At 58.9% G+C, this 25028-nt stretch carries 20 protein-coding genes and 2 pseudogenes; 11 read left to right on the top strand and 11 right to left on the bottom strand.

Annotated features, from left to right (window positions below; translation table 11 throughout):
* Positions 1-3: 3 nt before the first annotated feature.
* Positions 4-972 (top strand): sodium-dependent bicarbonate transport family permease, encoded by a 969-nt coding sequence (locus ACSBLW_RS16355; RefSeq protein WP_435257659.1) that lies wholly within the window; start codon positions 4-6, stop codon positions 970-972.
* A gap of 75 nt (positions 973-1047) precedes the next feature.
* Positions 1048-1248, top strand: a complete 201-nt coding sequence (locus ACSBLW_RS16350; protein ID WP_435257658.1) for a YgaP family membrane protein — start codon at positions 1048-1050, stop codon at positions 1246-1248.
* Positions 1249-1254: 6 nt separating this feature from the next.
* Here the strand turns inward: ACSBLW_RS16350 and dacB are convergent, their stop codons facing one another.
* On the bottom strand, positions 1255-2721 hold the full coding sequence (gene dacB, locus ACSBLW_RS16345; RefSeq protein WP_435257657.1) for a D-alanyl-D-alanine carboxypeptidase/D-alanyl-D-alanine endopeptidase: 1467 nt from the start codon (positions 2719-2721) through the stop codon (positions 1255-1257).
* A gap of 53 nt (positions 2722-2774) precedes the next feature.
* The gene (locus ACSBLW_RS16340) at positions 2775-3371 is read right to left on the bottom strand and encodes a nicotinate-nucleotide adenylyltransferase (protein WP_435257656.1); all 597 of its coding nucleotides are present in this window, start codon (positions 3369-3371) and stop codon (positions 2775-2777) included.
* A gap of 42 nt (positions 3372-3413) precedes the next feature.
* Here ACSBLW_RS16340 and ACSBLW_RS16335 point away from each other — a divergent pair, with 42 nt between their 5' ends.
* On the top strand, positions 3414-3938 hold the full coding sequence (locus tag ACSBLW_RS16335; RefSeq protein WP_435257655.1) for a GNAT family N-acetyltransferase: 525 nt from the start codon (positions 3414-3416) through the stop codon (positions 3936-3938).
* A gap of 120 nt (positions 3939-4058) precedes the next feature.
* A complete protein-coding gene (ettA, locus tag ACSBLW_RS16330) occupies positions 4059-5714 on the top strand; it encodes an energy-dependent translational throttle protein EttA (RefSeq protein ID WP_435257654.1) in 1656 nt (551 codons plus the stop codon).
* Between the two features lie 78 nt (positions 5715-5792).
* On the opposite strand, the gene ACSBLW_RS16325 is transcribed toward ettA, so the two are convergent.
* The gene (locus tag ACSBLW_RS16325; protein ID WP_435257653.1) at positions 5793-7001 is read right to left on the bottom strand and encodes a calcium-binding protein; all 1209 of its coding nucleotides are present in this window, start codon (positions 6999-7001) and stop codon (positions 5793-5795) included.
* Between the two features lie 416 nt (positions 7002-7417).
* On the opposite strand from ACSBLW_RS16325, the gene ACSBLW_RS16320 reads away from it, so the two are divergent.
* The gene (locus ACSBLW_RS16320) at positions 7418-7576 is read left to right on the top strand and encodes a DUF3309 family protein (protein ID WP_435257652.1); all 159 of its coding nucleotides are present in this window, start codon (positions 7418-7420) and stop codon (positions 7574-7576) included.
* A 28-nt stretch (positions 7577-7604) separates the two neighbouring features.
* Positions 7605-7835: a hypothetical protein gene (locus tag ACSBLW_RS16315; RefSeq protein ID WP_435257651.1), complete on the top strand. Its 231-nt coding sequence runs from the start codon at positions 7605-7607 to the stop codon at positions 7833-7835.
* Positions 7836-8042: 207 nt separating this feature from the next.
* Here the strand turns inward: ACSBLW_RS16315 and ACSBLW_RS16310 are convergent, their stop codons facing one another.
* Genes ACSBLW_RS16310 through ACSBLW_RS16285 form a run of 6 tightly spaced genes read right to left on the bottom strand, consistent with a single transcriptional unit; the run spans position 8043 to position 14209 of the window.
* Complete coding sequence (locus ACSBLW_RS16310) at positions 8043-9062, bottom strand: AbrB family transcriptional regulator (RefSeq protein ID WP_435257650.1); 1020 nt, start codon at positions 9060-9062, stop codon at positions 8043-8045.
* The gene (locus tag ACSBLW_RS16305; protein ID WP_435257649.1) at positions 9059-9814 is read right to left on the bottom strand and encodes an SDR family NAD(P)-dependent oxidoreductase; all 756 of its coding nucleotides are present in this window, start codon (positions 9812-9814) and stop codon (positions 9059-9061) included. Before ACSBLW_RS16305 ends, ACSBLW_RS16310 begins: the two co-directional genes overlap by 4 nt.
* The gene (locus ACSBLW_RS16300) at positions 9811-11187 is read right to left on the bottom strand and encodes an MmgE/PrpD family protein (protein WP_435257648.1); all 1377 of its coding nucleotides are present in this window, start codon (positions 11185-11187) and stop codon (positions 9811-9813) included. The genes ACSBLW_RS16305 and ACSBLW_RS16300 overlap by 4 nt, the downstream gene beginning before the upstream one ends.
* A gap of 21 nt (positions 11188-11208) precedes the next feature.
* Positions 11209-12702: a tripartite tricarboxylate transporter permease gene (locus ACSBLW_RS16295; protein WP_435257647.1), complete on the bottom strand. Its 1494-nt coding sequence runs from the start codon at positions 12700-12702 to the stop codon at positions 11209-11211.
* Positions 12703-12757: 55 nt separating this feature from the next.
* Positions 12758-13252 carry a tripartite tricarboxylate transporter TctB family protein gene (locus tag ACSBLW_RS16290; RefSeq protein ID WP_435257646.1) on the bottom strand — a complete coding sequence of 165 codons (495 nt, stop codon included), beginning with the start codon at positions 13250-13252 and terminating at the stop codon, positions 12758-12760.
* 54 nt (positions 13253-13306) lie between these two features.
* Complete coding sequence (locus tag ACSBLW_RS16285; RefSeq protein WP_435257645.1) at positions 13307-14209, bottom strand: Bug family tripartite tricarboxylate transporter substrate binding protein; 903 nt, start codon at positions 14207-14209, stop codon at positions 13307-13309.
* A 299-nt stretch (positions 14210-14508) separates the two neighbouring features.
* On the opposite strand from ACSBLW_RS16285, the pseudogene ACSBLW_RS16280 reads away from it, so the two are divergent.
* From ACSBLW_RS16280 to ACSBLW_RS16270, 3 genes and pseudogenes are all read left to right on the top strand, one after another.
* A pseudogene (locus ACSBLW_RS16280) lies at positions 14509-15305 on the top strand (MmgE/PrpD family protein); the annotation flags it as partial.
* Positions 15306-15341: 36 nt separating this feature from the next.
* Positions 15342-15968 (top strand): hypothetical protein, encoded by a 627-nt coding sequence (locus ACSBLW_RS16275; RefSeq protein WP_435260142.1) that lies wholly within the window; start codon positions 15342-15344, stop codon positions 15966-15968.
* A gap of 58 nt (positions 15969-16026) precedes the next feature.
* The gene (locus ACSBLW_RS16270; protein WP_435257644.1) at positions 16027-16749 is read left to right on the top strand and encodes an FCD domain-containing protein; all 723 of its coding nucleotides are present in this window, start codon (positions 16027-16029) and stop codon (positions 16747-16749) included.
* 447 nt (positions 16750-17196) lie between these two features.
* Here ACSBLW_RS16270 and ACSBLW_RS16265 read toward each other — a convergent pair whose 3' ends face one another.
* Positions 17197-21669, bottom strand: a complete 4473-nt coding sequence (locus ACSBLW_RS16265) for an SdrD B-like domain-containing protein (RefSeq protein ID WP_435257643.1) — start codon at positions 21667-21669, stop codon at positions 17197-17199.
* A 467-nt stretch (positions 21670-22136) separates the two neighbouring features.
* Positions 22137-22750: pseudogene (locus tag ACSBLW_RS16260) on the bottom strand (IS3 family transposase); the annotation flags it as partial.
* A 321-nt stretch (positions 22751-23071) separates the two neighbouring features.
* Here ACSBLW_RS16260 and ACSBLW_RS16255 point away from each other — a divergent pair.
* Both ACSBLW_RS16255 and ACSBLW_RS16250 read left to right on the top strand, forming a co-directional pair.
* Complete coding sequence (locus ACSBLW_RS16255; RefSeq protein ID WP_435257642.1) at positions 23072-24265, top strand: diguanylate phosphodiesterase; 1194 nt, start codon at positions 23072-23074, stop codon at positions 24263-24265.
* Positions 24256-24978, top strand: a complete 723-nt coding sequence (locus ACSBLW_RS16250; protein ID WP_435257641.1) for an EAL domain-containing protein — start codon at positions 24256-24258, stop codon at positions 24976-24978. Before ACSBLW_RS16255 ends, ACSBLW_RS16250 begins: the two co-directional genes overlap by 10 nt.
* Positions 24979-25028: the final 50 nt, after the last annotated feature.

Here is a 25028-nt window from a genome sequence, read left to right as displayed (position 1 = left end):
GGAATGGACGCCGTCATCGTTGAAAACCTGATATCCCCGCTGACCCTCGCCTTTCTTCTGGGCATGATCGCAACCCTGATCCGCTCGGATCTCGAAATCCCTGAACCCGTCATCCGTATCTTCGCGATCTTCCTTTTGTTCTCGATCGGCCTTCAGGGCGGGCGCGAACTGGCCGAGGCCGATCTTTCCGCCCTGCCCGCCGCCCTGATGACAACCGGGGCGCTTGTCCTGCTCTTGCCGCTCGGGGCTTTCCTCGTTGCCCGCCATCTCTTGCGGCTCGATGCCGCAAATGCCGCCGGGGTCGCCGCGCTTTACGGCTCGGTCTCCTCGGTCACCTTCGTCGTCTCGCGCAGCTATGCCGATGGCCAAGGCACCCCGATGGAAGGTTACATCACCGGACTTGTCGCCTTGATGGAACTCGGCATCCTTGCCGCCCTGTTCTATGGCAGGCTCGCACTCGCCCGGGCCACGGGCCAGACCGGCGGCCTTGCCCCCATCCTCATGGAAACGCTCCGGGGCCGGGGGCTGCTTTTGCTGGGTGGCGGACTGACCATCGGTGCCAGCGTCGGGGATGCGAATTTCGGCAAGATCGAGCCGTTCTTCGTTGATCTTTTCCGGGGCGTCCTTGTTCTGTTCCTTCTGGAAATGGGAATGACCGCCGCCCGCCAATTGCGCGACTTCGCTGCCGTCGGCGGTCGGATGCTGGCCTTTGGCTTGGCCATGCCCCTGTTCAACGGCTTTGTCGGAACGGGCTTGGCGACACTTGCCGGATTGCCACTCGGCTCGGCCTTTGTTCTTGGCGCGGTTGCCGCCTCGGCCAGCTATATAGACGCGCCCGCAGCGGTCCGCGCCACCTTTCCGCAAGCCAACCCCTCTATCTACCTGACAGCCTCACTTGGGATCACCTTCCCCTTCATGCTGCTGGTCGGCATCCCGATCGTCTACCAGATGGCCTTGTTCTGGCACGGCTAAAGAAAACATATTCACTCTATTGAATATCACAAAGACCTCCGCTATATCGCGGGGGTCTTATCAATGGAGCCACTCATGACCCTCGACCGTACCGTTCTTGCCTTCGCTGGCCTGATGACCCTGCTTTCGGTGGTCCTTACGCTGTTCGTCTCGCCAAATTTCGTCTGGTTCACCGCCTTCATCGGCCTGAACCTGCTGCAATCGTCCTTCACCGGCTTCTGCCCCGCCGCGTCGATCTTCAAGAAATTCGGCATCAAGCCCGGTTGCGCGTTCTGATCCGCCTCAAGCCAGCGTTACGGCCCATCGGCTGATCAACTGCGCCTGAAGCATCCGCGCTCTTTTGGTCCAGGCCTCTCCGCCGGGCGGAAGCTCCCTGTCGGCTTCCGCCAGCGACTCGCGCCGAGGAACATCCGCCGCAAAGATCGCAAAGGCCAATTCGCGCCCCTGTGGGGGCGTGATGTAGCCCGCAAGGCCCGAGACGAAATTCAACGTCCCGCTTTTGGCCACCACCTTCACGGGGTGGCCTTCAATGGCCTTGCCCTTGGCATCCTTCATCCCGACATTCCGCAAAATGTCTTGCAGGCCCGTGCCTTTGGCCCCAAGCAGGATCTTGGCCATATCCCCAGCCGTCACCCGGCTGTCGCCACCAAGACCTGAATGATCGACATGCAGATTGGCCACTCCGAACCGGGTCCGCACCCATTCGGTCATGGCGGCGCCTGACGCAGCAAGACTGCCCGCGCCCGAGGCCCGCAACCCCACACATTCGGCGGTGACGTTGGTCGAAAACTTCAGCATGTCATGCAGCACGTCGGTCAAAGGCTCGCTTTTCACAGCCGCCAGTTCTTGCCCCACAGGCTCGGTCAAAACCGTTTGCGCCTCTGGCAAGGCCAAGCCCTGCGCCTTGGTCAGGGTGCTGAACACTTCGGCCGCATAGGTTGTCGGCAAACGCACCGGCAACCATCGCCCGCCGCCCTTGCCCAAACCGCCCTCGGCCACCGTCCAGTCCTCGGCGCTGCCCTGCGTGGCATAGGTGAACAGCGGGGCGGTCCGCCCGACAATCTTCATCCGCGCCATCGACACCATTGGCACAAAGCGCTCGCCCCGCGCGTCCATGGTCACGCCCCAGCCCTGCCCTTGCCGCTTCCATTCGAAATAGACCCGGTTGAAGTTCAGGTTCAGCCCGCCAAGGCCGGGGTTGTAGCCCACCTGAACCGGCTGATCGCCCGCGATATGCGGCACCGAAGGCAACGCCCCGTCCCAGACAAGGTAGCGCCCCGTCACGCCCTTGATCCCCCGCGCGGCCAGTGCCGCCGCCAGATCGCCCAACTGGTCGGTCTGCAACGTCGGATCACCGCTGCCCGCCAGCACCAGATCGCCCTGCACAATGCCCGCCTGCACCGGACCCGTGGCCAAAACCCTTGTCCGGAACCGAAAGCCCGGCCCCAGCCGCTCCAGCGCATAAAGAGCTGTCACCGCTTTCGTCACGCTTGCCGGTGGCACCTGCTGATCGGGGTTATGTGTCTCAAGTACCGAGCCGTTGGCCACATCCAGCACTGCAAAGCCCACCACTCCGGTCAGTTTGGCCGCTGCAATCAGCGCCTCAACCGACCCCGTGGCCACCTTTGGATGACCGCCTCTTGGCACAGGTCTTGGCGAACGCTCCGGCGCCTCTGCCAAAGCCGGGCCAAGGCCCTGCACCAGCAATCCAGACAAAGCCGCCTGAAGGAATCCACGCCGTGAAAACATACTCTTAAAATCCCTCACCCATGCCGCAGCTTACGCCACGCCCAAGCCGGAATTCAACTCTGCCATTCCCCGCGTGCGCGGATGTCCGTCGATGACGCCTTGTTCATCGGCAAATTGACAAAGGCCCAGATTGGGGGCCTGCGATACTCCAACGCCTCGCCCCGCGCCAACCGCTTCTGCCGGAACACCTGCGCCGCGTGGCTCAACCGTGCCCGCAGCCCCTTGCCGGGCCGCGCCAATACCGCCACCGGGATCATCCGCAAAATATCCTGCCAGCGATCCCAGCGATGAAACTGCGCCAGATTGTCGGCTCCCATCAGCCAGACAAAGGTCACACCCGGATACATCGCCTTCAGCCGACTGACCGTGGCATGGGTATAGCGCGTGCCCAGCCTTGCCTCCAGATCGGTGATCCGCACCTTCGGATGCCGCATCACCTGCCGCGCCCGCGCCATCCGCGCCTGCATCGGCGCAGGTTGCCGCGGCTTCAACGGATTGCCCGGCGTGATCATCCACCACACCTGATCCAGATGCAGCCGCTTGATCGCCTCTTCGGTGATATGGACATGGCCCTCATGCGCAGGGTCGAACGACCCGCCCAAAAGTCCGATCACCTGCCCGCGCTCCGCATGGGGAAAGCCTTGCCGCATTCACGCCCTCCCGCGCTCTCTTTCCGAAAGGTTTCACTTCCCTTGCCGGACAAAGTCAATGGTGGCCTTGCAAATCTGCCTGCAGACTGCATTCTGCGCCACATCATGCGCCATGACATTCGCCCCGCAGACCCGACCGATCCGCAATCCCTGGCCTCTATGCAGGACTATTTCGCCGAACTCGCCGCGATCTTTCCGCAGGGCTTTGATCCCGGCCCGCTGACCGAGGAAAGCCTGTCCTCCATGCGCGCGCCCGACGGTCTTTTCCTTCTGGCCTTTGACGGCCGCACCGCCATCGGCTGTGTCGGCCTGCGCCGCGAAGATGCCACGACCGGAGAGGTCAAGCGCCTCTGGGTCGCGCCGGCAGCCCGCCAATCCGGCCTTGCCCGTGCGTTAATGGCCGAAATTGAGACCAAAGCCCGCACCATGGGCCTGTCGCGCCTTGTCCTTGACACCTCGCGCCACCTTCCCAAGGCCGTCGCCTTCTACCACCGCCAAGGCTGGACCGAGATCGCGCGCTACAACGACAACCCCTACGCGCACCATTTCTTTGAAAAGCGCCTGTAACCCAAGCCCCCCACGCTCAAAGCTCCCCAATCCACATGCCCCGACAGATGCAGGCGCATTGCCCCCGCGCCCGCTTTCGCCTATCTGGGGGAAAACCTCTTTCAGACGGGATCACCGACCATGGCTTCCTACCAGTTCGTCTATCACATGGATGGCGTCTCCAAGACCTATCCCGGCGGCAAAAAGGTGTTCGAGAACATCCGCCTCAACTTCCTTCCCGGCGTGAAAATCGGCGTCGTCGGCGTCAACGGCGCGGGTAAATCCACCCTTCTGCGCGTTATGGCCGGATGGGACAAGGATTTCACCGGCGAGGCCTGGGCCGCCAAAGGCGCCAAGGTCGGCTACCTGCCGCAAGAACCACAACTGGACGAAAGCCTTGACGTGCGCGGCAACGTCATGCTGGGTGTTGCGGAAAAGCAGGCCAAGATCGACCGCTATAACGAACTGGCCATGAACTACTCGGACGAAACCGCCGAGGAAATGGCCAAGCTGCAAGACGAGATCGACGCAGAAAACCTCTGGGATCTCGACAGCCAAGTCGATGTCGCGATGGAGGCCCTGCGCTGCCCCCCCGATGATGCCAGCGTCACCACCCTTTCCGGCGGGGAAAAGCGCCGCGTCGCACTGTGCAAACTGCTGCTCGAAGCGCCTGACATGCTGCTTCTTGACGAACCGACCAACCACCTTGATGCCGAAACCATCGCTTGGCTGCAAAAGCACCTGATCGAATACAAAGGCACCATCCTGATCGTCACCCACGACCGCTACTTCCTCGACGACATCACCGGCTGGATCCTTGAACTCGACCGTGGCCGTGGCATCCCCTATGAGGGCAACTATTCCTCGTGGCTGGAACAGAAAGCCAAGCGTCTGGCGCAAGAAGCCCGCGAAGACCGCGCCAAGCAAAAGACGCTGGAACGCGAACTCGAATGGATCCGCGCCGGGGCCAAGGCCCGTCAGGCCAAGCAAAAGGCCCGTATCAACGCCTATGAGGAAATGGCCTCGAAGTCCGAGCGTGAAAAAATTTCGACCGCCCAGATCATCATCCCGAACGGCCCCCGCCTTGGCGGCAAGGTGATCGAGGTCGAGGGTCTGCAAAAAGCCTATGGCGACAAGCTTCTGATCGAAAACCTGACCTTTGCCCTGCCTCCGGGCGGCATCGTCGGCGTGATCGGCCCGAACGGCGCCGGTAAATCCACCCTCTTCCGCATGCTGACCGGTCAGGAAAAGCCCGATGCCGGCACCGTCACATTCGGCGACACGGTGAAACTCGCCTATGTCGACCAGTCGCGTGATGCGCTCGACCCGAACAAGACCGTCTGGGAAGAAATCTCCGACGGGCTGGAAATTCTGGAACTCGGCGACGCCACCATGAACTCCCGCGCCTATTGCGGGGCCTTCAACTTCAAGGGCGGCGACCAGCAGAAAAAAGTCGGCCTCCTGTCGGGGGGGGAGCGTAACCGCGTCCACATGGCCAAACTTCTGCGCCGCGGCGGCAACGTCCTTCTCCTCGACGAACCGACCAACGACCTCGACGTCGAAACCCTGCAAGCGCTCGAAGCCGCCATCGAAGAATTCGCAGGCTGCGCCGTGATCATCAGCCACGACCGCTTCTTCCTCGACCGCCTCTGCACCCACATCCTCGCCTTCGAAGGCGACGCCCATGTGGAATGGTTCGAAGGCAATTTTGAGGCCTATGAAGAAGACAAGGTCCGCCGCCTTGGCCCGGATTCCATCGAACCCAAGCGCGTGAAGTATAAAAAGTTCAGCCGCTAAGCTCGGTCACACATGAACCAAAAAGCCGCCGCGAAACCCTCGCGGCGGCTTTTCTGTTTCATCACATCCCGTTGCAGTTCAAAGCAAAGAAACCTGCGCGTCACTAAAGAAGGCCAGCACATCCGTGCCCCATTCAAAGGTGCCATTGATCTGAATCGATCCGCCATCCCAAGTCAGCACGGTCGCATCCACGCCGCCAATACCATCGGTGTCGATCAGAACCAGATCAAACAACTGATCCAGCTCGGCATCGTCCAAGTCCGTCAACCCGTATAGAACGATCTCATCCACGCCAATATCGACCGTGTCATCCAGCCCGGTGATCGTATCGTTGCCCTCACCGGTCACCGACAGGCCGCTGGTCAAGAAATCGTTCGAATAATAGCGCTCTTGGGTCTTGCTGCCGGTTTTCACAAAGACGTTGTCCGTACCGTTGAACAACTCATCCACCTGTTCCGTGGTCAGGCCTTCGATGTGCGGCAGGCCTGATGGATCGTTCTGGTTGAGACCAACGCTGATCACCCCGTCTCCATCCAGGTCGACGCCCAAGCCATTTGCGGCCACAAGACCGTTCAGCCAAGCGGTGTATTGGGTCGAGAAGATATTCTGCGGAATGCCATCGGCAACCTGACCATTCACAACATAGGCCCCAAAGCCATTCGCCGTCAGAAACTGGGCAAAGGTGGTGGTCTGCGTTCCAGAGTTTCCGACCGTGAAGGTAAACCGAAATATGTCCGATCCGTCACCACCATTCAGCAGATCATCACCAAGACCACCGGTCAGATCATCGTCCCGATTTCCACCAGAAAGGGCGTCGTCCCCGTTTCCGCCAGTCAACGTATCGTCCTGATTTCCACCACTCAGGTTGTCGTCACCGTCGCCGCCATTCAGAACGTCATCACCATTTTCGCCATCCAAGCTGTCGTCACCGGCACCGCCATTCAGAACGTCATCACCATTTCCGCCATCCAAGCTGTCGTCACCGGCACCGCCATTAAGGGTATCGTTGGCACTGTCCGTGCCGCCATCCAGCAAATCGTTGCCATCGCCGCCATTCAGCAGGTCAGCACCGTTTCCACCGTAAAGAGAGTCATTGCCTGCATCGCCGTTTAAGGTGTCATTATCCCTACCACCATAAAGGGCATCGTTCCCGGCGCCGCCGCTCAGGCTGTCATTGCCCGCTTCGTTCGAACCGGATGATGAATTTGTTCCACCATACACGTTATCGTCACCAGAACCGCCGGTAACCGTGTTGTCACCATTTGTCGTTGGGTAGTAGTCAGCCATTTGAAAATTCCCATCAGAAAAAAACGCCGCCCCTAAATGTCAAATCGCTAGCACTGACCCATACCAAAGCAACACATTTAATCTTTTGGTTACGTTTTGCCTTCGCATTGCAACCGCCCGAATTTTCCGCCGCCACAAGACTCAATCCATGGTTGTATTTTGTCAGAGGCGGATCAAACAATCTGCCTATTTCCTAAAGTTTCGCGGCATCCAAACCCGCATAACGCGAATCGGCCCCCGCATCATCAAAGGTAAATGCTCTCTTTCGGGCCTGCTTCTCTGGCGAACGAATGTCCACCCCTTACAGGATTGGGAAAGACCTCAGTTCAAGACTTTTCAAATTCTCGGGAACCGCTCTGCGGCCGCGGCGTTGTCTGTGCAGGTGATAAAGAGTGAACCAGTAAGGACCTTTCAAAATGACCCTTTCAACGATCCTGCTTATTGTCTTGATCCTGCTTTTGATCGGCGCCCTGCCGACTTGGGGCCACTCGCGCAATTGGGGCTATCTGCCCTCCGGTGGCCTTGGCCTCGTGCTGGTCGTGATCCTGCTTTTGATGCTGTTGGGCAGGATCTGATTGGATCTTTGAGTGTTCCCTGTGACGAGTGCGCGGCGGTCAGGCCAACCTGACCGCCGCTTTTTTCATTTCGGAAAAATACACTAACCTATTCATAAAGATAAAAAATTTGGCTTTCTTGGGGTCATCAGGGAACGAAATCGCCGCCGCCCGCGTTATTCGTGCATCTGTTATGTTGAAGGAGTTTTCCAATGAAAGGCGCATTGGCTTGGCTGATCGGTATTCCGATCCCCATCATCATCCTGCTTTACCTGACTGACGTATTCTGATCCTGCCGCGGGGCACGCCCAACTGCGAGAAACTTGGAGCGCACCAGCGTTCGCCCCGCGGCCTTTCAAACCCGAAAATCGGGCCAAAGATTAAGAATACCTAAATCCCCGACATTAACTCATTGATTTCACTTAATCAAAAAAACGTCCCCGACGGGGACGCTTCATCCCCTCGACTTGCTCGCGTCAATGGCCTGTCACTTTTGCGCGCCCCATCGGCTCAGCAAAACGGGGGCCAGCGAGTTCGTCATCAATGACCGCAAAATCTGAAAGCCGACCACAAAGGGCACATTCGCCCCAACAGATTTCGCGGCCGCCAGCATCTCGGCAAGCCCACCCGGAGCAAGCGCCAGAACCGTGGTCGAAAAGCCCGTACCGAACACCCAAAGCAGCGGCGGCCCGACACAAACCAGCGCACCCACAAACAGCGCAAGCGTGCTGAAAAGGGCCGCGATCAAGGGACGCGGCCGTCCCAGCAAATCAGCCAGCGACAACTTGGACCCAAGCGAGGCGCCGATCAGGATCTGGGCCAGAATGACAATCGGTTTCGGAATCGGGGCAATCGTACCGCCCAACAGAACCACGCCCATTCCCACCACGATCGGAACCACGATCCACGGATTCACAAAGCCGGACCGATGCATGATCCACGCCAAGAGGCCACTGATCGCAAGGCAGGCCAAGGTGAGCAGAGGCTCACCTGCCGACGGGTCTGCCACACGATCTTCGGCACCGACAAGGAAGGGAACGGTCATCACAAGGACGGTCACCCTGACCGTATGGGCAAGCGTCACAACATCTACCCGCGCCCCACGATCCTGTGCCAGCCCCGCCATCTCGGCCAAACCCGCCGGCAGCACTGAACAAAGCGCGGTGGTCCTATCGACGCCAACCAGATGCGCGAAGGGGCGCACCAAAAGCAACGCCACCACATTCACGACGATCGCAGCAAAAACCATCAGCGGAAGCAGCGTCACCATCTCGGCCAAAAGAGCCGGAGTCAGGATCGCCGCAGTCGCCACCCCCAACAGCAACAAAGCAACCCTGCGCGCATCCCGCCCAAGCCCCGGGGCACCGGTCAAGTTACACCAAGCTGCCGAGGCGATGAGCGCACCAAGGACCCACCCAATAGGCACATGCAAAGCGTTGAACGCGGCCCCACCGCAAATTGCTGCGACAAACCCGCCGGCCTGAAGGAGCCAAGGCTTGGTTTTCATGGCAGATAGGCACCACCGTTCACATGCAAGGTTTGGCCAGTCAGATAACGGTTCTCCGGCGCGCAAAGATAGGCAACTGCCCCGGCGACGTCATCAGCGCCGCCGCGATATCCAAGCAGGTTTGCCGTCTTGGCATGATGTGCCGGTTGCGCTGCGTGCCCCCCAACGCGTGCGGTCTCGATAAGTCCCGGCACGACGCAGTTGACACGGATCGCCTTGGCCGCAAGATCGTGGGCCATGGCCTTGGTCAAGCCGATCAACCCCGCTTTGGCAGTGATAACATGCGCCCGATGCTGGGCTCCGGTGTGGCCGGTCAACCCGCCAATATGGACGATCGAGGCGACCGGGCTGCGCGATAGCGGCGCAACCGCCGCCTGGGACACAAAGAACGGGGCGTCCAGGGCAAGCGCCATGACTTGGCGCCATTCGGCCAGTGTGATCTCCTCGAACGGGGACTCGGGCCGCACAGCGGCATTGTTCACCAGCACATCCAAACGACCAAACGCCGACAAGGCATTGCTGACAAGCGCCTTGCACGATGCTGGATCCGAAAGATCTGCCGAAAAGACTTCGGCCCGGCGGTTCAGCGCCCTGATCTCAGCGGCGGTTTCCTCGCCCGAAGCCAGATCCTTTCCGACATGGACTGCGATGTCATATCCAAGCCCGGCAAGGCGCAAGGCGATGGCCCTGCCGATATTGCGCGACGCACCTGTGACAAGCGCGACACCAGAATTGACCTGAGCTGATGTCATGCTGAAGCCAGCCCGGCGATCATCCGGTGATCCCCTTTTCCAGACGCAATTGTCTCGCACAGATCTAACAGGCGCGCGGCGTCTGTCTCGCCGCCAAAAGAGAGATTGGATGCAAACTTTGCATCAATCTCGGACCGGCTTAGCGGCGCGGCAACGCCCCCCCGCATGTGATCCTGATCATGTTCCATGCTGGTACCATCCTCATAATCAATACGGACATGCCCGGTAAATGCAGACGGGTATGGGTTGGCAGGATCAATTTCGTATTGAACCTTGCGCGCAACCTTTTTCAAAAAGGCGTCATCCAAAGCGGACGTCGTATAATCGGCCAAATCCGCGTGCCCTCTGACGAGTCCCAAGGCCACGCCGAACGGCACCGAGAACTTCGCCGCATAATCTGTCGGTGGGTTCTGCTTTAGTGCGAGCGGCTCCCAAAGACGGTGAACGATGCCCTCGGCGGTCTTGCAGGTAATTTGCCGGATGCCATCAAGTCGCGCGCCCTTGCGACGCAAAGCTATGGCGCAATCAATGTAGGGCTGGATCATCGTCCCGCAGGGATAGGGTTTGAAGGTGATCGTATCGCTGACAAAGCTTTGTCCCAATCCCTCAAGCAGAAGGTCTGTACGAGGCGTCACCGAAGGAGCGAATGTGCGAAAAGCGCCATGCGTACCTTCAAAGACCTTTTTCGGCCCGATGAATCCCGCACGCGCCAAGGCAACGGCTCGGAGTGCCGATTGCGCGGACCAACCGGGATGCATTCGCTTTGTCCAACTTCCATCACCAAGATATTCGATGATCCCGGACGCCATGCTGCCTGCAATTCCAAGGGCGTTTTCCGTAACTTTCTCATCCACCCGGCAAGCCACGCAGATCCCGAAGGTTGCAGCGAATGTTCCCAATACAGCGGTGGGGTGAAAGCCTGCTTTGTGAACGGCCTTTGGCAGGGTCAGTGCCAAACGGCACAACAGTTCGGTCCCCGAGACAAGCCCCAGCATCGTTCTGTCATTCGGCAGTGCCCACTCCTCTGCCGCGGCAAGAAGTGCTGGCACCAGCACGACACCAGAGTGGACCGGCCCGCCCTCGAACGTATCATCGAAATCCTCACCATGAGCGGCGGTTCCGTTGACCAAGGCTGCTCCGCCTGCAGAGGAGGATTTTCGTTGGCCGATGACCGTCCGTGGACCGGCCTCGACAGCCACCGCGACGGCTCCTACATAATCGGTGTGACGGGCCGCGATGCACAGTCCAACGACATCCACCAAGATGTCACGCGCTTTGTTCTTTGTGCTGTCTGGCAACGCTTCGGGCGAAAGCTCTTTGCCCCAGCGGGCAAGCCTTTGCGAAATGGTTGGGTCATTACCTGAGTCCAACATCAATGTCCTTTCTTTCCGCCGTTACGCGGTCTTCGACTTTGGCCTGAACATGTCCAGAGCCCGCTTGACGACCGATCCCAGAATGAAAACCGCAGCCACAGAAAGCAGGGTGATCGAGATCCAGTCGCCAACGAAGACCGACATGTCATCCCCGGACATAACCAGCGATCTGCGGAAGCTGCTTTCGACCAAGAAGCCCAAAACCAAGCACAGAACGGTTGGCAGGAAGGGAAAGCGCAGCAACCGCATAAAGAACCCGACCGCACCTGCGACAAGCATCAGCGTCACATCTGTCAGCCCTTCGTGGATCGTGTAGATGCCGGACAGGATCAAGGCGAGGATGAAGGCATTCAGATAGGCGCGGGGCCGGTTCACGAGCCATACGCAAATCGGCAGGATCGTGATCCCGACAAGAACCATGCCAAGAATTGCGACGAAAATCCCGGCATAAAGCCCGTGGATCACATCGGCAGATTTCTCGAGCAGCATCGGCCCCGGTTGCAGCCCGTGGATCAGGAAACCACCCAACAAGATCGCGGTAGAGTTCGACCCGGGGATTCCCAACGCCAGCAGCGGCACCAGCGCCGTTTCGGCAACGGTATTATTTGCCGTTTTGGGCGCGGCAATCCCTTCTGGCGAGCCATTGCCGAATTCTTCCTGATTGTTCGACCAGCGACGTGCCTCGTTATAAGCCATGAACGAAGCGATGGTGCCGCCTGCGCCGGGCATCACGCCTTCGAAAGCGCCAATGGACGAGCCGATTGCCTGCGGTTTGATGAGCCGACGCATCAGTTTTCGTCCTGGAAATTCGATCTTCGGGCGTGACGTAATCCGCTCGGCCCCTTCCCGATCACCAGCTTGGATCAAAAGCTCGCTCATGGCGAAAAGTCCGACCATGACAAGCACTGGCTCGATGCCTCCAAGCAGGTCCGAATACCCAAAAGTAAATCGGTTCGATCCGGTCACAGGGTCGGTACCTATGGTGGCCAACATCAAGCCAAAAAGCGCGGCGATCAGACCCTTGACCATCGAGTCTCCAGAAAGGGTCGCGATCACGCTAAGGCCAAGAACGCCAAGGGCGAAATAGGCGGGTGGTGTGAACGCCAACGCAACATCGGCCAGTGGTCCTGACAAGGACATCAAGAGGATAAGGCCAATGATCGACCCGACGAACCCGGAATAAAGCGAAATGCCAAGGGCCAGACCCGCCTTGCCCTGCTGATTCATCGCAAAGCCATCGAGGACAGTTGCCGCAGCGGCATTCGTATCAGGCGTCCGGATCAGAATGGCCGGAATCGAACCGCCATATTCCGCGCCGATATAAGTGGCCGCCAACATCACGATCGCTGCGGTTGGGTCCATCGTGTAGGTAAATGGCAACAGAAGTGCCATCGTAATCGAAGGTGAAATCCCCGGAAGGGCGCCGCCCAAGATTCCGCAAGTCACGCCGATGAACGCAGCAACGATGACCCAAAGATCAAAAAGATGCGGGATGGAGCCGAGCAAGGTTTCCAAGGTTTGACCTCCGATCAGAACGGACAGCCCTAAAGGCCGTCAGAATTTGCTGTCATTAAGAGAAGAGAGTGGAGAACACGCCTTGGGGCATGCGAACGTCCAGCAAGCCAACAAAGATGATCCACATCAGCACAGCGCCTCCGATGCTGATGAGTGCAAGGCGCAACGAGGGGGTAGCCCCCATGTAAAGAGCGACCGCGACGATCACCAAAATCAGCGACAGGGCATAACCAAGGATTGGCACGATCACCACATATCCGACGGCGATGGCCAAAAGCCCTGCCGCCCGAATGATCTGCTCGCTCATCCCGCGCCATTCCTTTTTCTGATGAGCCGCGCGATCCTCTGGTGACATCTTCATCGTCTGCGAAAGCGACTGAAGGACAAGGATCAATCCAAGCCCTGTCATCAGCCAGCCATAAACGAGGGGCATGCCACGAGGACCGAAGCCATCTGAAAGTGCGCTTACTCTGATCTGCATTGTCATCGCCAAATAGGCGACGCCGAAAACCACTGCGATTACACCGCTTGCATATATCCTGTTCAGCATGGCTCACTCCCCATCGAAAGCGGTGCCGCCCTTAGGCGGCACCGTCGTCTTGCTTCACTCGATGACGCCGGCTGACCGCAGGAAGTCACCTGTTTCAGTGGCGAACTCGTCGATGAAAGACCGGTAGTCAGCTTGGTTAAGGAAAGCCGGCTTGAGGCTGTTTACCGCATACCATTGCTTGAATTCTTCCGAGTCCAGCATCTTTGGCACGGCCGCTTCCCATGCTGCGATAACATCAGCGGGCAGATTTTTTGGCCCCGCGATCCCCCGGAACCTGCGCACCGATACGTCATAGCCGCTCTCTTTGACCGTCGGTAGATCCGGATAATCCGCAAGACGCTCATCCGTCAGAACAGCGAGCAGAACAACTTCTCCGGCTTCGACCTGAGCGGCAAGCTCCTGCATCTCACCGACACCCATATCAAGTGATCCGTTGAGCACGTTGATCATCATGTCGCCACCACCTTCATGGGTGACAATCCCTGCATCAACCCCAGCGGCAGTTTTCAACATCTCCATCGACTGCCGCTCAAGGGACGCGGGGTTAGCCGCACCCCATTTGCCGCGCCCATCACGAGCCTTGTTCATCACCTCTTCCAGCGTTGTCATGCCAGACGCTTTGTTGGTGAAGAGCACCTCGGGATCTTCAAAGACATTGACCACTGGATCAATGTCTTTGTAGCCGAACTCTGGGTTGGACAGGAGAGAAGTGTAAACGAAGGTCGGCGTCGTGCCATACAAAACCGAGCCGTCAGCGGGTGCCTGGGCGACATAGGCAAGGGCCTTTGCACTTGATCCGCCGGTGACATTCTCGACGTCGACCGTCACGCCCAGTGCGGGCCCCAAAACCTTTGCAAGCTCACGCAGGAAAACGTCACCACCAGCGCCCGGGCTAGAATGGGTTACCAGAGTTAGAGTATCGACCGGATACTCCTGAGCCGAAGCTGGCGCGCTCATCCAAGCAACGGCTGTCGCAGCGATCAAACGTTCCTCAGCATCTATTCCTCCCTGGTTCGATGCGGCAGTCCCGAGTCACGGAATGCTTCCGCGAATGTCGGCCATTAAGGACGCCACAAAAGAAAACTGTCAACACTTTTATTCTACAAGGATGCAGGTAGCACACCGCATCGCCCATCGCCACAGCGCACTGACATCTGTAATATTATGCCTTTTAATATTAATATCACATTTCACCCTACATAAATCAACCGACGCCCGGCGTTAATCAGTCGACGAGCCCTTAGGAAAGGCGAAAAATGACAGCACTTTTTAGTTATTTCCGCCTTAAAAGCCAATATTGTCGACACTTAGCCGAAAGCGCGCCAAAGAGACAGGAGAGGCCGATGAACTCGCACACGAATATCCCCGCCACCCAAGCCACTGGCGTGACTGCTGAGCTCTGCCACTGGATTACCAAGGTTTCCGACAAGGATATTCCCGATGCCGTTCGGCGCGAGGGGCTTCGGACTTTTGTGAATTGGGTAGGCTGCGCTGTTGGTGGCGCCAAACATGAAACAGTTGATCGGGCGTTTCAGGCAACACTGCCATTCTCGAGCACTCCCACCTCTGGCGTCCTAGGCAGATCGGAGCGGTTGGACGCTCTACACGCCGCACTGGTGAACGGAATCAGCTCGCATGTGCTGGACTATGATGACACCCATCTTAAGACGATTATCCACCCGGCAGGCCCGGTTGCCTCGGCACTGCTTGCACTCGAGGAACGGCAACCGATCAGCGGAAGGATCTCCTCACCGCCTTGATCATCGGGATCGAAGTGGAATGTCGCTTGGGCAACGCGGTATACCCTGCGCATTATGATCGCGGCTGGCACATCACGGGCACGACCGGGGTTTTTGGCGCGGCAGCGGCGGTCGGAAAGATCCTTGGCCTAAACGAAACCCAGATGGCATGGGCCTTGGGTCTGGCCGCAAGCCAATCCGCAGGCCTCAGAGAGATGTTCGGAACCATGCCCAAGAGTTTTCATCCCGGTCGCACCGCACAAAACGGAATGTTCGCTGCATTTCTCGCTCAGTCAGGTTTCGATAGTTCGCTGCGCCTCATCGAAGCGCCACGCGGATTTGCAAACGTGATGTCTGACAAGCAAGACTATGATGAGGTGCTTGGTGATCTCGGCACACGTTGGGAAGCCGCATTGAACAGCTACAAGCCCTTTGCTTGCGGCATCGTTATTCATCCAACAATTGATGGCTGCCAGCAGATCAAGGAAGAGATTGGCGATCGCGTCACGGAAATTGCCAAGGTGGAATTGACCACCCATCCCTTGGTTCTGGAACTGACTGGCAAACGCACGCCGAAGACAGGGCTGGAAGGAAAATTCAGCGTGTATCATTCGGCGGCCTGCGCCCTCCTCAGAGGAGATGGCGCCCCAACGGCCTTTACCGACGAAGTTGTGAACATGCCCGAAATCATCGCGCTGCGGGATAAGGTTGTCGCCACTGCCAGCCCAGATTGCCACGAAGCATCGGTCGATATTCTGGTTACCTTTACAGGTGGCACGACGCTTTCGAAACATGTCGAACGTGCAATCGGCAGCCGGGAACGTCCGCTTTCAGACGATCAACTCAACCATAAGTTCCTTGTTCAATCCGCGCTTGTCATCGGGCAAGAACAAAGCGAGCGTGTTCTTTCCGCAAGTTGGAACCTTGAGAATCTGAGCGATTCAGGCGAAGTCGCTAGAACGGCAGTTGTCGCATGAACGATCAACGTGGCAGGACGAAAGAAGAATTGGCGCGTTAGGCAGTGTGGAAGACCGAATGGCGAGCGATACGGTTGATGAAACGCAAACTGGGGCAGACGACCCCAAAGAGACCAACTCGCTCGTGTTGCAGCTGGAACACCAGCTGCAACATCTGATCCTCGCCGGAGAGATAAAGCCAGGTGAACGCCTGAACGAGATTCACTTGTCGCAAAGGTTCGGCACAAGTCGCGGGCCGCTACGAGAAGCCATGCGTGGTCTAGAGGCAAGAGGATTGGTCACGATGGTGCGGAACCGCGGCATGTATGTCCGCGCGATTTCGCCTGACGAGGCACTAGAGATTTACGACGTTCGGGCGGCAATCTTCGGGCTTGCGGGACGGCTTCTTACAGAACTCGTGACTGACTCCATGCTGTCGGATCTGTTTCAGCATCTGGAGGACATGGATCGGCTTGTCGCCGCAAAAGATGTCGAAGGCTATTATCAGGCAAATCTGGCATTCCACGACTTCCTCATGGAGGCGACAGGAAACAAAGCTTTGAAGCGCGAATACAAGGCTCTCGTCGACAAATTACATCTGTGTCGGGTCAGGGGGCTTGTGCAATCTGGCGGCTTGTCCATCTCAAATCGCGAACATCGCGAGATGATCGATTCAATTGCCTCTGGCGACAAATATCGCGCACAGGAAGCCTTCTTCCGACACGTTGAACGTGCGAAAGCTCGGTTCATGCGTGCGACGATTTCGGACGAGAAGGCGGATCCGCCCCACTCACACAAATAGACTGCGTTCAGGTTAGCGAACCTCTCGTCCAAATATTGCCGCCAGTAACTTACTGCGCATGTTTTCCGGCTGGCTCCAGTGAGCCTCGAACCGTTTCATTGCGACATTGATCGCACCTTCATGCAGCAGGTCGTCGATATTCCCAAGCGAGAGCGGTAGCCGAACTCACATCAGGACCACCAAGGGGATGATATTGGGGCTAGTCTCGGACGCGGCTATATCACAGGCCACGCAAGGCGATACATGTCGCCGAAACACTCGTCCGCGGGACCGCGCCAACGACAGCCCCACCGTCGGGCTGCCCGCGTTGGCGACCTGAACCTGACCTCTCTGAAGTTTGCCGTGCCTACACCACCTCGCGGGACACTATCCCTTGGGGTCGTTCCGTCCAGAGAAAGGGGCCCTCACGCCTCGTGCCGCCTGTCTCCAGCAATGCCAACGAGCCTACTAGTTGGCGATGCGCACATGGAACGTGACCGAACCAGCCATCCCAGGATAGTAGAGACCCGTGCAGTCCCACCTGAGGTCACCCATGTAGCCGGCGAGGTTGCTGATCGGCTCGGCAACGATACAGGTCAGACCAGCGCTCAGGGTGACCGGCGAGGCGAGAGGCGCGTCGAGCCGGGTGTAGGGTGGCGTACGGTCATGGATCTGGATGTCAGCCGCGGGCAGGGTTCCGATGTGTTCAAGCGTGATGCGGTATTCCAGCACGTCCCCAGGGGCGGCGGCGTTCGTGATGCCCTCGGCGGTGCCTTGGGTCACGTTGCGGACCGTCTTTCGCAGGACGATGGCGCCCTCGTCGACCAAGACGCGGTCGGTGTTGCGCGCCGTGTCGGTCAGCCCGCTGCCGCCATAGGTCGTGTCGGCGACCAGATCGAAGCTGTAGCTGGCACCTGGAGCCAGTCCACTCGAGGCCGAGATGCGGGCGACGAGGCAGAGCGGGACGCCCGCCGTTGCCGCGACTGGGCCGCTGACGACACTGTCGCCCGCGCCGTCGCAATCAACATCGAGGAACAGCGCCGAGGAGAACCCATCGACCACCGAGGCCGATTCAGAAGCGATCGAAAAGACCACCGTGGCATCGGACTGCGCGACATACTCATGGCGCAGCGACACGGCCTGGCCTGCACGTATGGCGCTTTTCTGGCTCTGGTTCAGGTGGGCGGATTCGATCAGGCCGATGTCGAGCCCCGTATAGGCGGTCCCGGAGGCCGGTATGAACGAGAAGCTGCCATCGCGGATGTCGGCGTTGATCAGGCCGGGCAGCACCTGTCCGGTTTCTGACACTGTGCGGGTGCCAGCGTCCGGTGTCAGCTCGATCGTCACGAGACCCGTGAACCCATCAGGCAGGGCCGCGGTCCAGCCGCCATCGCCGGCGAGTGCCGGGGTGGCTATGACGATGCCGGCGCCGTCGCGGATCACGAGTGTGGCACGGTCGGTTCCAGCTTCGGCGCCGTTCAGCAGCCCGTCGAAGGCAATGCCGCCACCGGTGCCGGCATCAAGGAAGACGCGGCCCGACAGGGTGATGGCGGTCTGCGCGATGGCCACGGTGACGCTTGCCTCGTCGTCGTCGGCGATGCCGTCCGCAAGATCGTCGACCAGCGGGCCGGTGGCCACATCGCTGTCGATGTCGGCAATGTCGCTGGCGACGATCTCGGCCGTGTTGGTGTGATCGCCCGTTTCCAAAAGCACGGTGCGGATCGTCAGTGTGGCCGAACTGCCCGAGGCGACATTGCCCAGGGTCCAGATGCCGGTCGCCGGGTCGTAGGTGTCGCCTTGCAGCAGAGCGTCGTCCAGGACATAGGTGAAGCCGCTGGGCAGCAGGTCCTTGACCTGCACGCCGCCGGCATGGGCCGGGCCGTCGTTCGTGACGGTCAGCACGAACTCGATGAGGTCACCGGGGGCGGCTTGTGCAACGGGCAGGCCGGACAGGACCGAGATCGCCTGTTTTGTCAGCGACAGGTCGGCCTCGGTCGCCTCGATCACTGGCACGGTGATCGTCGCGGTGTCGCAGTTCAGTGGCGAGGCAATCTCGCACAGGTCGTAGACAATGGTGTAGGTGGCCAACGGGGTTCCGGCGGGCACGATCACGTCCCCCTCGCCGGCGCCGTCCGCGGTCACCAGATAGGGAACCGGGGCGCCACCGATGGGCGTGGCGGGGGTCAGGACCGACAGGCTGACAAGCGCGGGATCTGCCGCGACACTATTGAACGTGTCGTTGGCGAGGGCATTGCCGGCGGTGCCCCCGACGATGCCATCAACCGGGGTGGCGGAATAGTCGTCGTCGATGGCGTCGATCGGCGTCGGCACGCAGCTAGAGGCCTTCAGCGTGAAGTCGTCCCACATCACGATGTCCGCGAACTGCTGGCTCCAGTGATAGCCCGAGGCAATGTCGTCGTAGATGTAGGCGCGGACGTAATAGGTGGTGTTAGGCTGGACCTGCACGACCTTGCCGTCCACATCCCAATGGCCGAAGCCATACATGTTCCACCCGGTGTCCTGGGTGTAGGTGGCCTGTGCATCGGGGAAGTTGATCTGGTCAATGTTGCCCTGGGTCAGCAACACGTCGGGGCTGGCGAAGGCCGGGTCGTCGTCAATCAGCACCGAGAAGCTGAAGGCACCGCTGTTCTCGGCATAGGTCGGCAACATCTCGCCCAGAGCGCCGACGCCGATGCCCCAGATCTCGGCGATGCCGGTGAAGTTGGTGGTGGTAAAGCTATAGCCCAGATACCGGCCCGAATCGTACGCCGCGGGAACGGAAGTCCGGTCGATCTCGAGGATCGTGTTGAAGACGGTAGAGTTGAGGCCCGAGGCGGTCTCGGCACCCATCGAGGCGAAGATGTCGGTGCGCGAATTGGTGGTCAGGGGCGAGTTGTTGGTCCAGCTGATCGCATAGCCGTCCCAGGCGTCGGTGGCCGGGGTCACGCCGCACAGGCTGGTCGACAGGCCGGGGCCGGGCGAGAATGGCGGCGGCACAAACACGGGTGTGACAGTATCCGTATCCGTGGCCGAGTTGTTGCCCGCGCTCGGGTCGGTTGTGCCCGACGGCACTGTCGCGGTTGCAACGTTGGACACCGAACCATAGGTCGCCGTAACGGTTGCCGTCACGATCACCTCATAGAACTGGCCCGAGGCAAGCGTCGGAAGCGAGAAACCCGCCTGAATCTGAGAAACGGTCGGCGCCACGGTGCACTGGCCGGGCGTCAGCGAACAGGCGATAGCGATCTTGCTCAGGCCGGTCGCCACCGGGTCAGAGAGGGTTGCTCCGGTAACCGAAGACGGTCCGTTGTTCGTCACGCGGACAACATAGGTCGCCAACCCGCCCGCGTCGACGGCAGTCACAGCGTTGGTCTTCGTCACCGACAGATCGGCAACCGGCGTCACCGTATCCGTGTCGGTCGCCGAGTTGTTGCCCGGAGTGGGGTCGGTTGTGCCCGACGGCACTGTCGCGGTTGCAACGTTGGACACCGAACCTGAGGTCGCCGTAACGGTTGCCGTCACCCGAACTTCATAGAACTGGCCCGAGGCCAGCGTCGGCAGCGAGAAACCCGCCTGAATCTGAGAAACAGTCGGCGCGGTCACGCACTGGCCGGGCGTCGCCGAACAAGCGACTGCGGTCTTCGAAAGCCCGGCCGCCACCGGGTCAGACAGGGTCGCGCTGGTGATTGTGCCCGGACCATTATTCGTCACACGGACGGTATAGGTCGTCGTCCCACCGGCGTTGACCGCCGTCACCGCGTTCGTCTTCGTAATCGCCAGGTCGGTCGGGCGCCGGAAGCCGAAGTTCTGGTTAGCTAGCGTCGTTCCAGACGAGACCGTCACTCCGGTCTGTATCCCGGTCGTGTTCGCGCCCGAGGCGTTGGCCGAGAAGGAATATCCAGCAGGAACCGTGGCGGACTCGACCCGCAGTTGGTATCCGCTGCCGGCAAGGATGTTCGTGAAGGAGTAGGCTCCGGACGCATTGATCTTCTGCGACGAAACCAGTGCTCCGCTCGAATTGAACAGGTTCACGACCGTACCAGCCGGAAGCAGCGGATCTATTCCCGCGTTATAGATGTTGTTGCCCGCGCTGTCTTCGTAAAGCACGCCGCTTATCGAACCGACAGGCAATCCATTGCACGGTGCCACGCGCAGGTCATCCAAGGCAAAGTCGTTCCCGACGCCACCCGGAGCGTTGTTTCTGAAAGCGAATTGGATCGATGTCGCCGAACCCGAGTTAAAGATGCCGCCGTACTGGACCCAAGTCGGTGCCGAGGTAAAGGGGATGTTCCCTGTATTGAAGATATCGATCGGCGCTGCGTCCAGCCCAACCCGGTTCACCATGAAGCTCACGTTGGGCGCTTGGTTCCCCCCCGGCTGCGTCGGGTCACCAAATACACCGGGCGGGCTGGGATAGCTCGTCCACCCCGTCGAAGTCGGGTTCGCAAGGTTCAGCATCCATCCGGAAAAGTCGTAGTTGGTGTTCGGCGTGACGGTAAGAGTTTGCCGGTAGAACACGCCCGGCGCAAAGGCTGCGTTGACGACCATCATCTGACCACTGACCGTACCGGTCGTGTGATCAGATACGTTGCTGAACCAGTAGTTGAACGTGTTGGTATTCAGCCGGTTCACAATGGAATACTGGCCGTCGTTCGGCGAGCCGCCGCTGTAGGTCGCGAACGTGTAATCGGTCGTTCCGGCAGGAAGGGGGCTGCCCGTTGTTCCGGCCGTGCCTGACCCGGTCCCGAAGCTTCCGTTGCTGGCAAACAAGTTCGCGCCGACAGTACCGCCCTGCGCCGTGCAAGTGTTTGATACGGACTGCGCCTCGCCCTGAGATGGTTGCATCAGGACCAGCGCGACAAAAAGAAAGGCTGCAGTCGCTGGTCTGGCACGCATCAAAACTGCCAGCGCAGCCAAGAAGGAAGAAAGGAACTTTCGCATGGTATCTCTGACGCGGCTGTGGCGTTTGCGGTCGCAACGCGGGATGTGGGTGAGGTCGGCGCCGCCTCGGGGCGTGTGGCGTAAAGCGGCGGGCAACATGACTTCACCTTTGTTGGTGTGGCAGGACCGCAAATCGTGCGGTTATCGAGGGCGAATATCTATTGAATCGCGAAAGTGTGGCAGACGGGCAATCGGTGAACTCTCTAGTCTAGAAGCAGTGTCTACTGGCCTTTAGGATAGTCGAGCAGGAGACAGGAAGGTCGCGGTCTGGTCCAAGGCAACTTCTGAGGCTCTCATTGATACCCTCGGTGGTGTCAAACGAAAGCGAACGAGTCTCTGTTCACCCTACCCCAAATTCAGGACTGGCAGCGAGAAGGCCGCGCCACTTGGGCCAAGAGCGGCAGCGCGGATTGTAGTAGCCGTTGATGTATCCAAAGATCGCCGTCCCGGCTTGCCGCATGGTTGCCCATGACCGTCGCCAGATACAGCCAACCCTCTCGGGTCCAGATGTAGCTGATATCGACCGCCAATTTCTGGCTGGGTCGATATGCAGTGAAGTCACGGCCCAGCAGTTTAGCGATGGTGAACACGTGGCCATTGCCCGTCGTCGCCATAAGCGTGCGTGTTCTTTCCAACGGCAATCCCGTTCTAGTGTATCAGGCGACCGAAGCGCCTTTGTCACACATCAATTCCTCCCCCTTCAGTTCCTTGGTTATTCGGTGCCTTTTGCGTGGATTGACGGTCATAAACTGACACAGTCGGTTGATCGGGAATGCCTCACGCTGTTTTTCAACGAACCGAAACCTGATGGCTTTTGGCTCGCAAAGAACTGGGCGGCTTCTTTCAATATACCCCTATCCTCGATAGGGATATGGTCCTCGGGCCGAAGCCAGTCGCTCTCCCGCTCAATCCCGCGATCCTCGGGCGATATTTCGTCCGTGTCGCGGTGCGCGTTCACCCATTAGTTCAGCGTCGAAAGCGCAAGGTCCATATCATCGGCCCATTGACGCCATGTCAGACCGCTGATCACTGCAATTCGCACAGCATCCTGACGGAATTCATCCGATTTCCCTGTGCCAATAGTTCGTGTCCTTTGCTGCACATTATGCCATCAAAAGCTGCGGCCCCAAACCGCGACGGGTCCAACTTAGGCAAGCCTCAATACCGACTGCCGCGCCTACTGAAATTGAACCTTGGATTGCGCCAGCCACGACACCGCGACTTTGGCCAGCCAACATCGCTAACCTATCCGGTATCCGGCGATACTTTCGGATAATCCGCCAATCCCTATGTCAACTTGGGCTTTGCTTAGGCTAGGCGTTATTAATCCACTTGATACTCTAGTCCACCTGACAATAACCTACCTTGCAGCCCCACAATTCAAGTCGTTGAAAGGCCCGTCATGGCACGCTTGATCCACATCATATACAGCAGCGCCGCCAAGACCCACTTTGGCCCAGAAGAATTGTTGGCTCTTCTCGGAAGTGCGCGCAGCAAGAATACCTCCCTCAATATCAGCGGGATGTTGCTCCATATCGAGGGCAGTTTTCTGCAGGTCATTGAAGGCAACGAAGCTGATATCGACGCGCTTTTTGAGACGATCAGCGAGGACCCGCGGCATGGCAATATCGTCACGATCGTTCGCGAGTCGATCCCGCGCCGCGCGTTTTCGGACTGGAGCATGGGTTTCGCCGACATTAGCAGAGAGGATCTTGAGCGGACAACCGGATGGAACGATTTCCTTTCGAACGCTGACGCGGTCCGGTCACTGGTGCCTGGCCGCGCCCAGAAGCTGCTGACGGCATTCAAGGACGGTCGCTGGCGCAGCAAAGCGCCCCGGACAAAGCCGGCGGCACCCGTCGCCACACAAGCTGCTCATGTCGCACCGGCTGTCGAGGGGATGGGGGTTGCCTTCCAACCGATCATTTCCGTGTCCCAAGGCAGAGTAATTTCCTTCGAGGCGTTGGCTTGGGACATCCGTATGCAGCGTGAAGTAACGGCTGCCGATCAAGGTGCTGATGTGGTCGGCGTAATCGAAGAGGAAGCCCGTAAGCGTGCGATGCTGTTCTCGGATCGACCCGATGCGGACTTTGGCATCAACATCAATCTGCGACCGACGAGTGCAGACGACGCCGTTCGAAAGATGCAGTCCATCATCGATCAGGCCAAGGCGCAGAACCTGATGAACCGAAGCCTAACGCTTGAGCTCAACCAAGACTACCTCGATACCGACCGGGATTCGGTCCTGACGATTGTCCAGGACTGTAAGGAAAATGGCCTGAAGATCTGTCTCGATCACTTTGGTGCCGGACGCTCCGATCTGAATCAGATGGAGACAAGTCAGCCCAACAGCATCGCCCTGAACGAACAACTCGTACGGGATATCGACAAGAACGGCACAAAGCAGGCGATTATTCGCGGCCTCGTGCAGACCTGCAACGACTTGGGAATTGATGTCATAGCCAAGCACGTTGAGACGGAAAGCGAGTTCGACTGGTTGGTGTCCGAAGGTATCGACATGTTCCAGGGAGGCTTTTTCGGAAACCCGAGATTGAACGAATTCCCAACCGACGTGCGTATTCCCGAATGGCGATGAACGACTGCTCTCTTCCCGAATTTGATATCGCTTTCCAACCGATCATCGACGCGGGGAGTGGTCGCATCTATTCGCAGGAAGCGTTGGTGCGTGGAAAACGCGGAGAGACGGCACAATCGCTTTTTCTCTCGATCCGCGCAGATCTTCTTGCACGGGCCGACGCCTTATTCCGGCATGAAGCCATTCGCATCGCCGGAATGGCGGGGCTCGATACGCATCTCAATGTCAGCGTCATGCCAAGTGTACTTGAAAACTCGGCGGATGCGATGCATTCCACATTAGAAGCCGCGGAGCTGTATCATGTACCGGGAGAACAGCTCCTGCTACAAATTACCGAAAGCGAAATCATTGTGGATCCTGCGACATTCGCGAAGAGAAGCGATGACCTGCGCCAGGCCGGGCTGAGGCTTGTGATCGACGACTTCGGTGCCGGCTATGCGGGTCTTAACCTGCTTGCGGATTTCCAGCCCGAGGTGGTTAAACTCGATCCAAAGCTCGTGCGTGGCATCGAACGCCACGGCCCTCGTCAAGCCATCGTGCGCGGCATCGCCCGAACCTGCAGCGACCTTGGCATTGACATCATCGCCGAAGGGATAGAGACCGAAAGCGAGTATTTCTGGTTCCTCGATGAAGGTATTACCCTGTTTCAGGGTGCGCTCCTCGCGCGGCCAACATTAGGCACCCTGTCCAAAGTCTTCCGTTTACCCAAATGACTCATCCCGCAAACCCACGAGGGCGACCTCAGATGTCAGACATGGACGGC

This window comes from Thioclava sp. FR2 (assembly GCF_051200875.1).
Taxonomy (GTDB): domain Bacteria; phylum Pseudomonadota; class Alphaproteobacteria; order Rhodobacterales; family Rhodobacteraceae; genus Pseudotabrizicola.
The sequence above is the reverse complement of the archived record's forward strand: the minus strand, read 5'-3'. Positions and strand labels throughout refer to the sequence as shown.

Coding starts and splice junctions, on each gene's coding strand:
- ACSBLW_RS16355 (WP_435257659.1), top strand. CDS start 4: ATGGACGCCGTCATCGTTGAAAACCTGATATCCCCGCTGACCCTCGCC.
- ACSBLW_RS16350 (WP_435257658.1), top strand. CDS start 1,048: ATGACCCTCGACCGTACCGTTCTTGCCTTCGCTGGCCTGATGACCCTG.
- dacB (WP_435257657.1), bottom strand. CDS start 2,721: ATGTTTTCACGGCGTGGATTCCTTCAGGCGGCTTTGTCTGGATTGCTG.
- ACSBLW_RS16340 (WP_435257656.1), bottom strand. CDS start 3,371: ATGCGGCAAGGCTTTCCCCATGCGGAGCGCGGGCAGGTGATCGGACTT.
- ettA (WP_435257654.1), top strand. CDS start 4,059: ATGGCTTCCTACCAGTTCGTCTATCACATGGATGGCGTCTCCAAGACC.
- ACSBLW_RS16325 (WP_435257653.1), bottom strand. CDS start 7,001: ATGGCTGACTACTACCCAACGACAAATGGTGACAACACGGTTACCGGC.
- ACSBLW_RS16320 (WP_435257652.1), top strand. CDS start 7,418: ATGACCCTTTCAACGATCCTGCTTATTGTCTTGATCCTGCTTTTGATC.
- ACSBLW_RS16310 (WP_435257650.1), bottom strand. CDS start 9,062: ATGAAAACCAAGCCTTGGCTCCTTCAGGCCGGCGGGTTTGTCGCAGCA.
- ACSBLW_RS16305 (WP_435257649.1), bottom strand. CDS start 9,814: ATGACATCAGCTCAGGTCAATTCTGGTGTCGCGCTTGTCACAGGTGCG.
- ACSBLW_RS16300 (WP_435257648.1), bottom strand. CDS start 11,187: ATGTTGGACTCAGGTAATGACCCAACCATTTCGCAAAGGCTTGCCCGC.
- ACSBLW_RS16290 (WP_435257646.1), bottom strand. CDS start 13,252: ATGCTGAACAGGATATATGCAAGCGGTGTAATCGCAGTGGTTTTCGGC.
- ACSBLW_RS16285 (WP_435257645.1), bottom strand. CDS start 14,209: ATGAGCGCGCCAGCTTCGGCTCAGGAGTATCCGGTCGATACTCTAACT.
- ACSBLW_RS16275 (WP_435260142.1), top strand. CDS start 15,342: ATGTCTGACAAGCAAGACTATGATGAGGTGCTTGGTGATCTCGGCACA.
- ACSBLW_RS16270 (WP_435257644.1), top strand. CDS start 16,027: ATGGCGAGCGATACGGTTGATGAAACGCAAACTGGGGCAGACGACCCC.
- ACSBLW_RS16265 (WP_435257643.1), bottom strand. CDS start 21,669: ATGCGAAAGTTCCTTTCTTCCTTCTTGGCTGCGCTGGCAGTTTTGATG.
- ACSBLW_RS16255 (WP_435257642.1), top strand. CDS start 23,072: ATGGCACGCTTGATCCACATCATATACAGCAGCGCCGCCAAGACCCAC.
- ACSBLW_RS16250 (WP_435257641.1), top strand. CDS start 24,256: ATGGCGATGAACGACTGCTCTCTTCCCGAATTTGATATCGCTTTCCAA.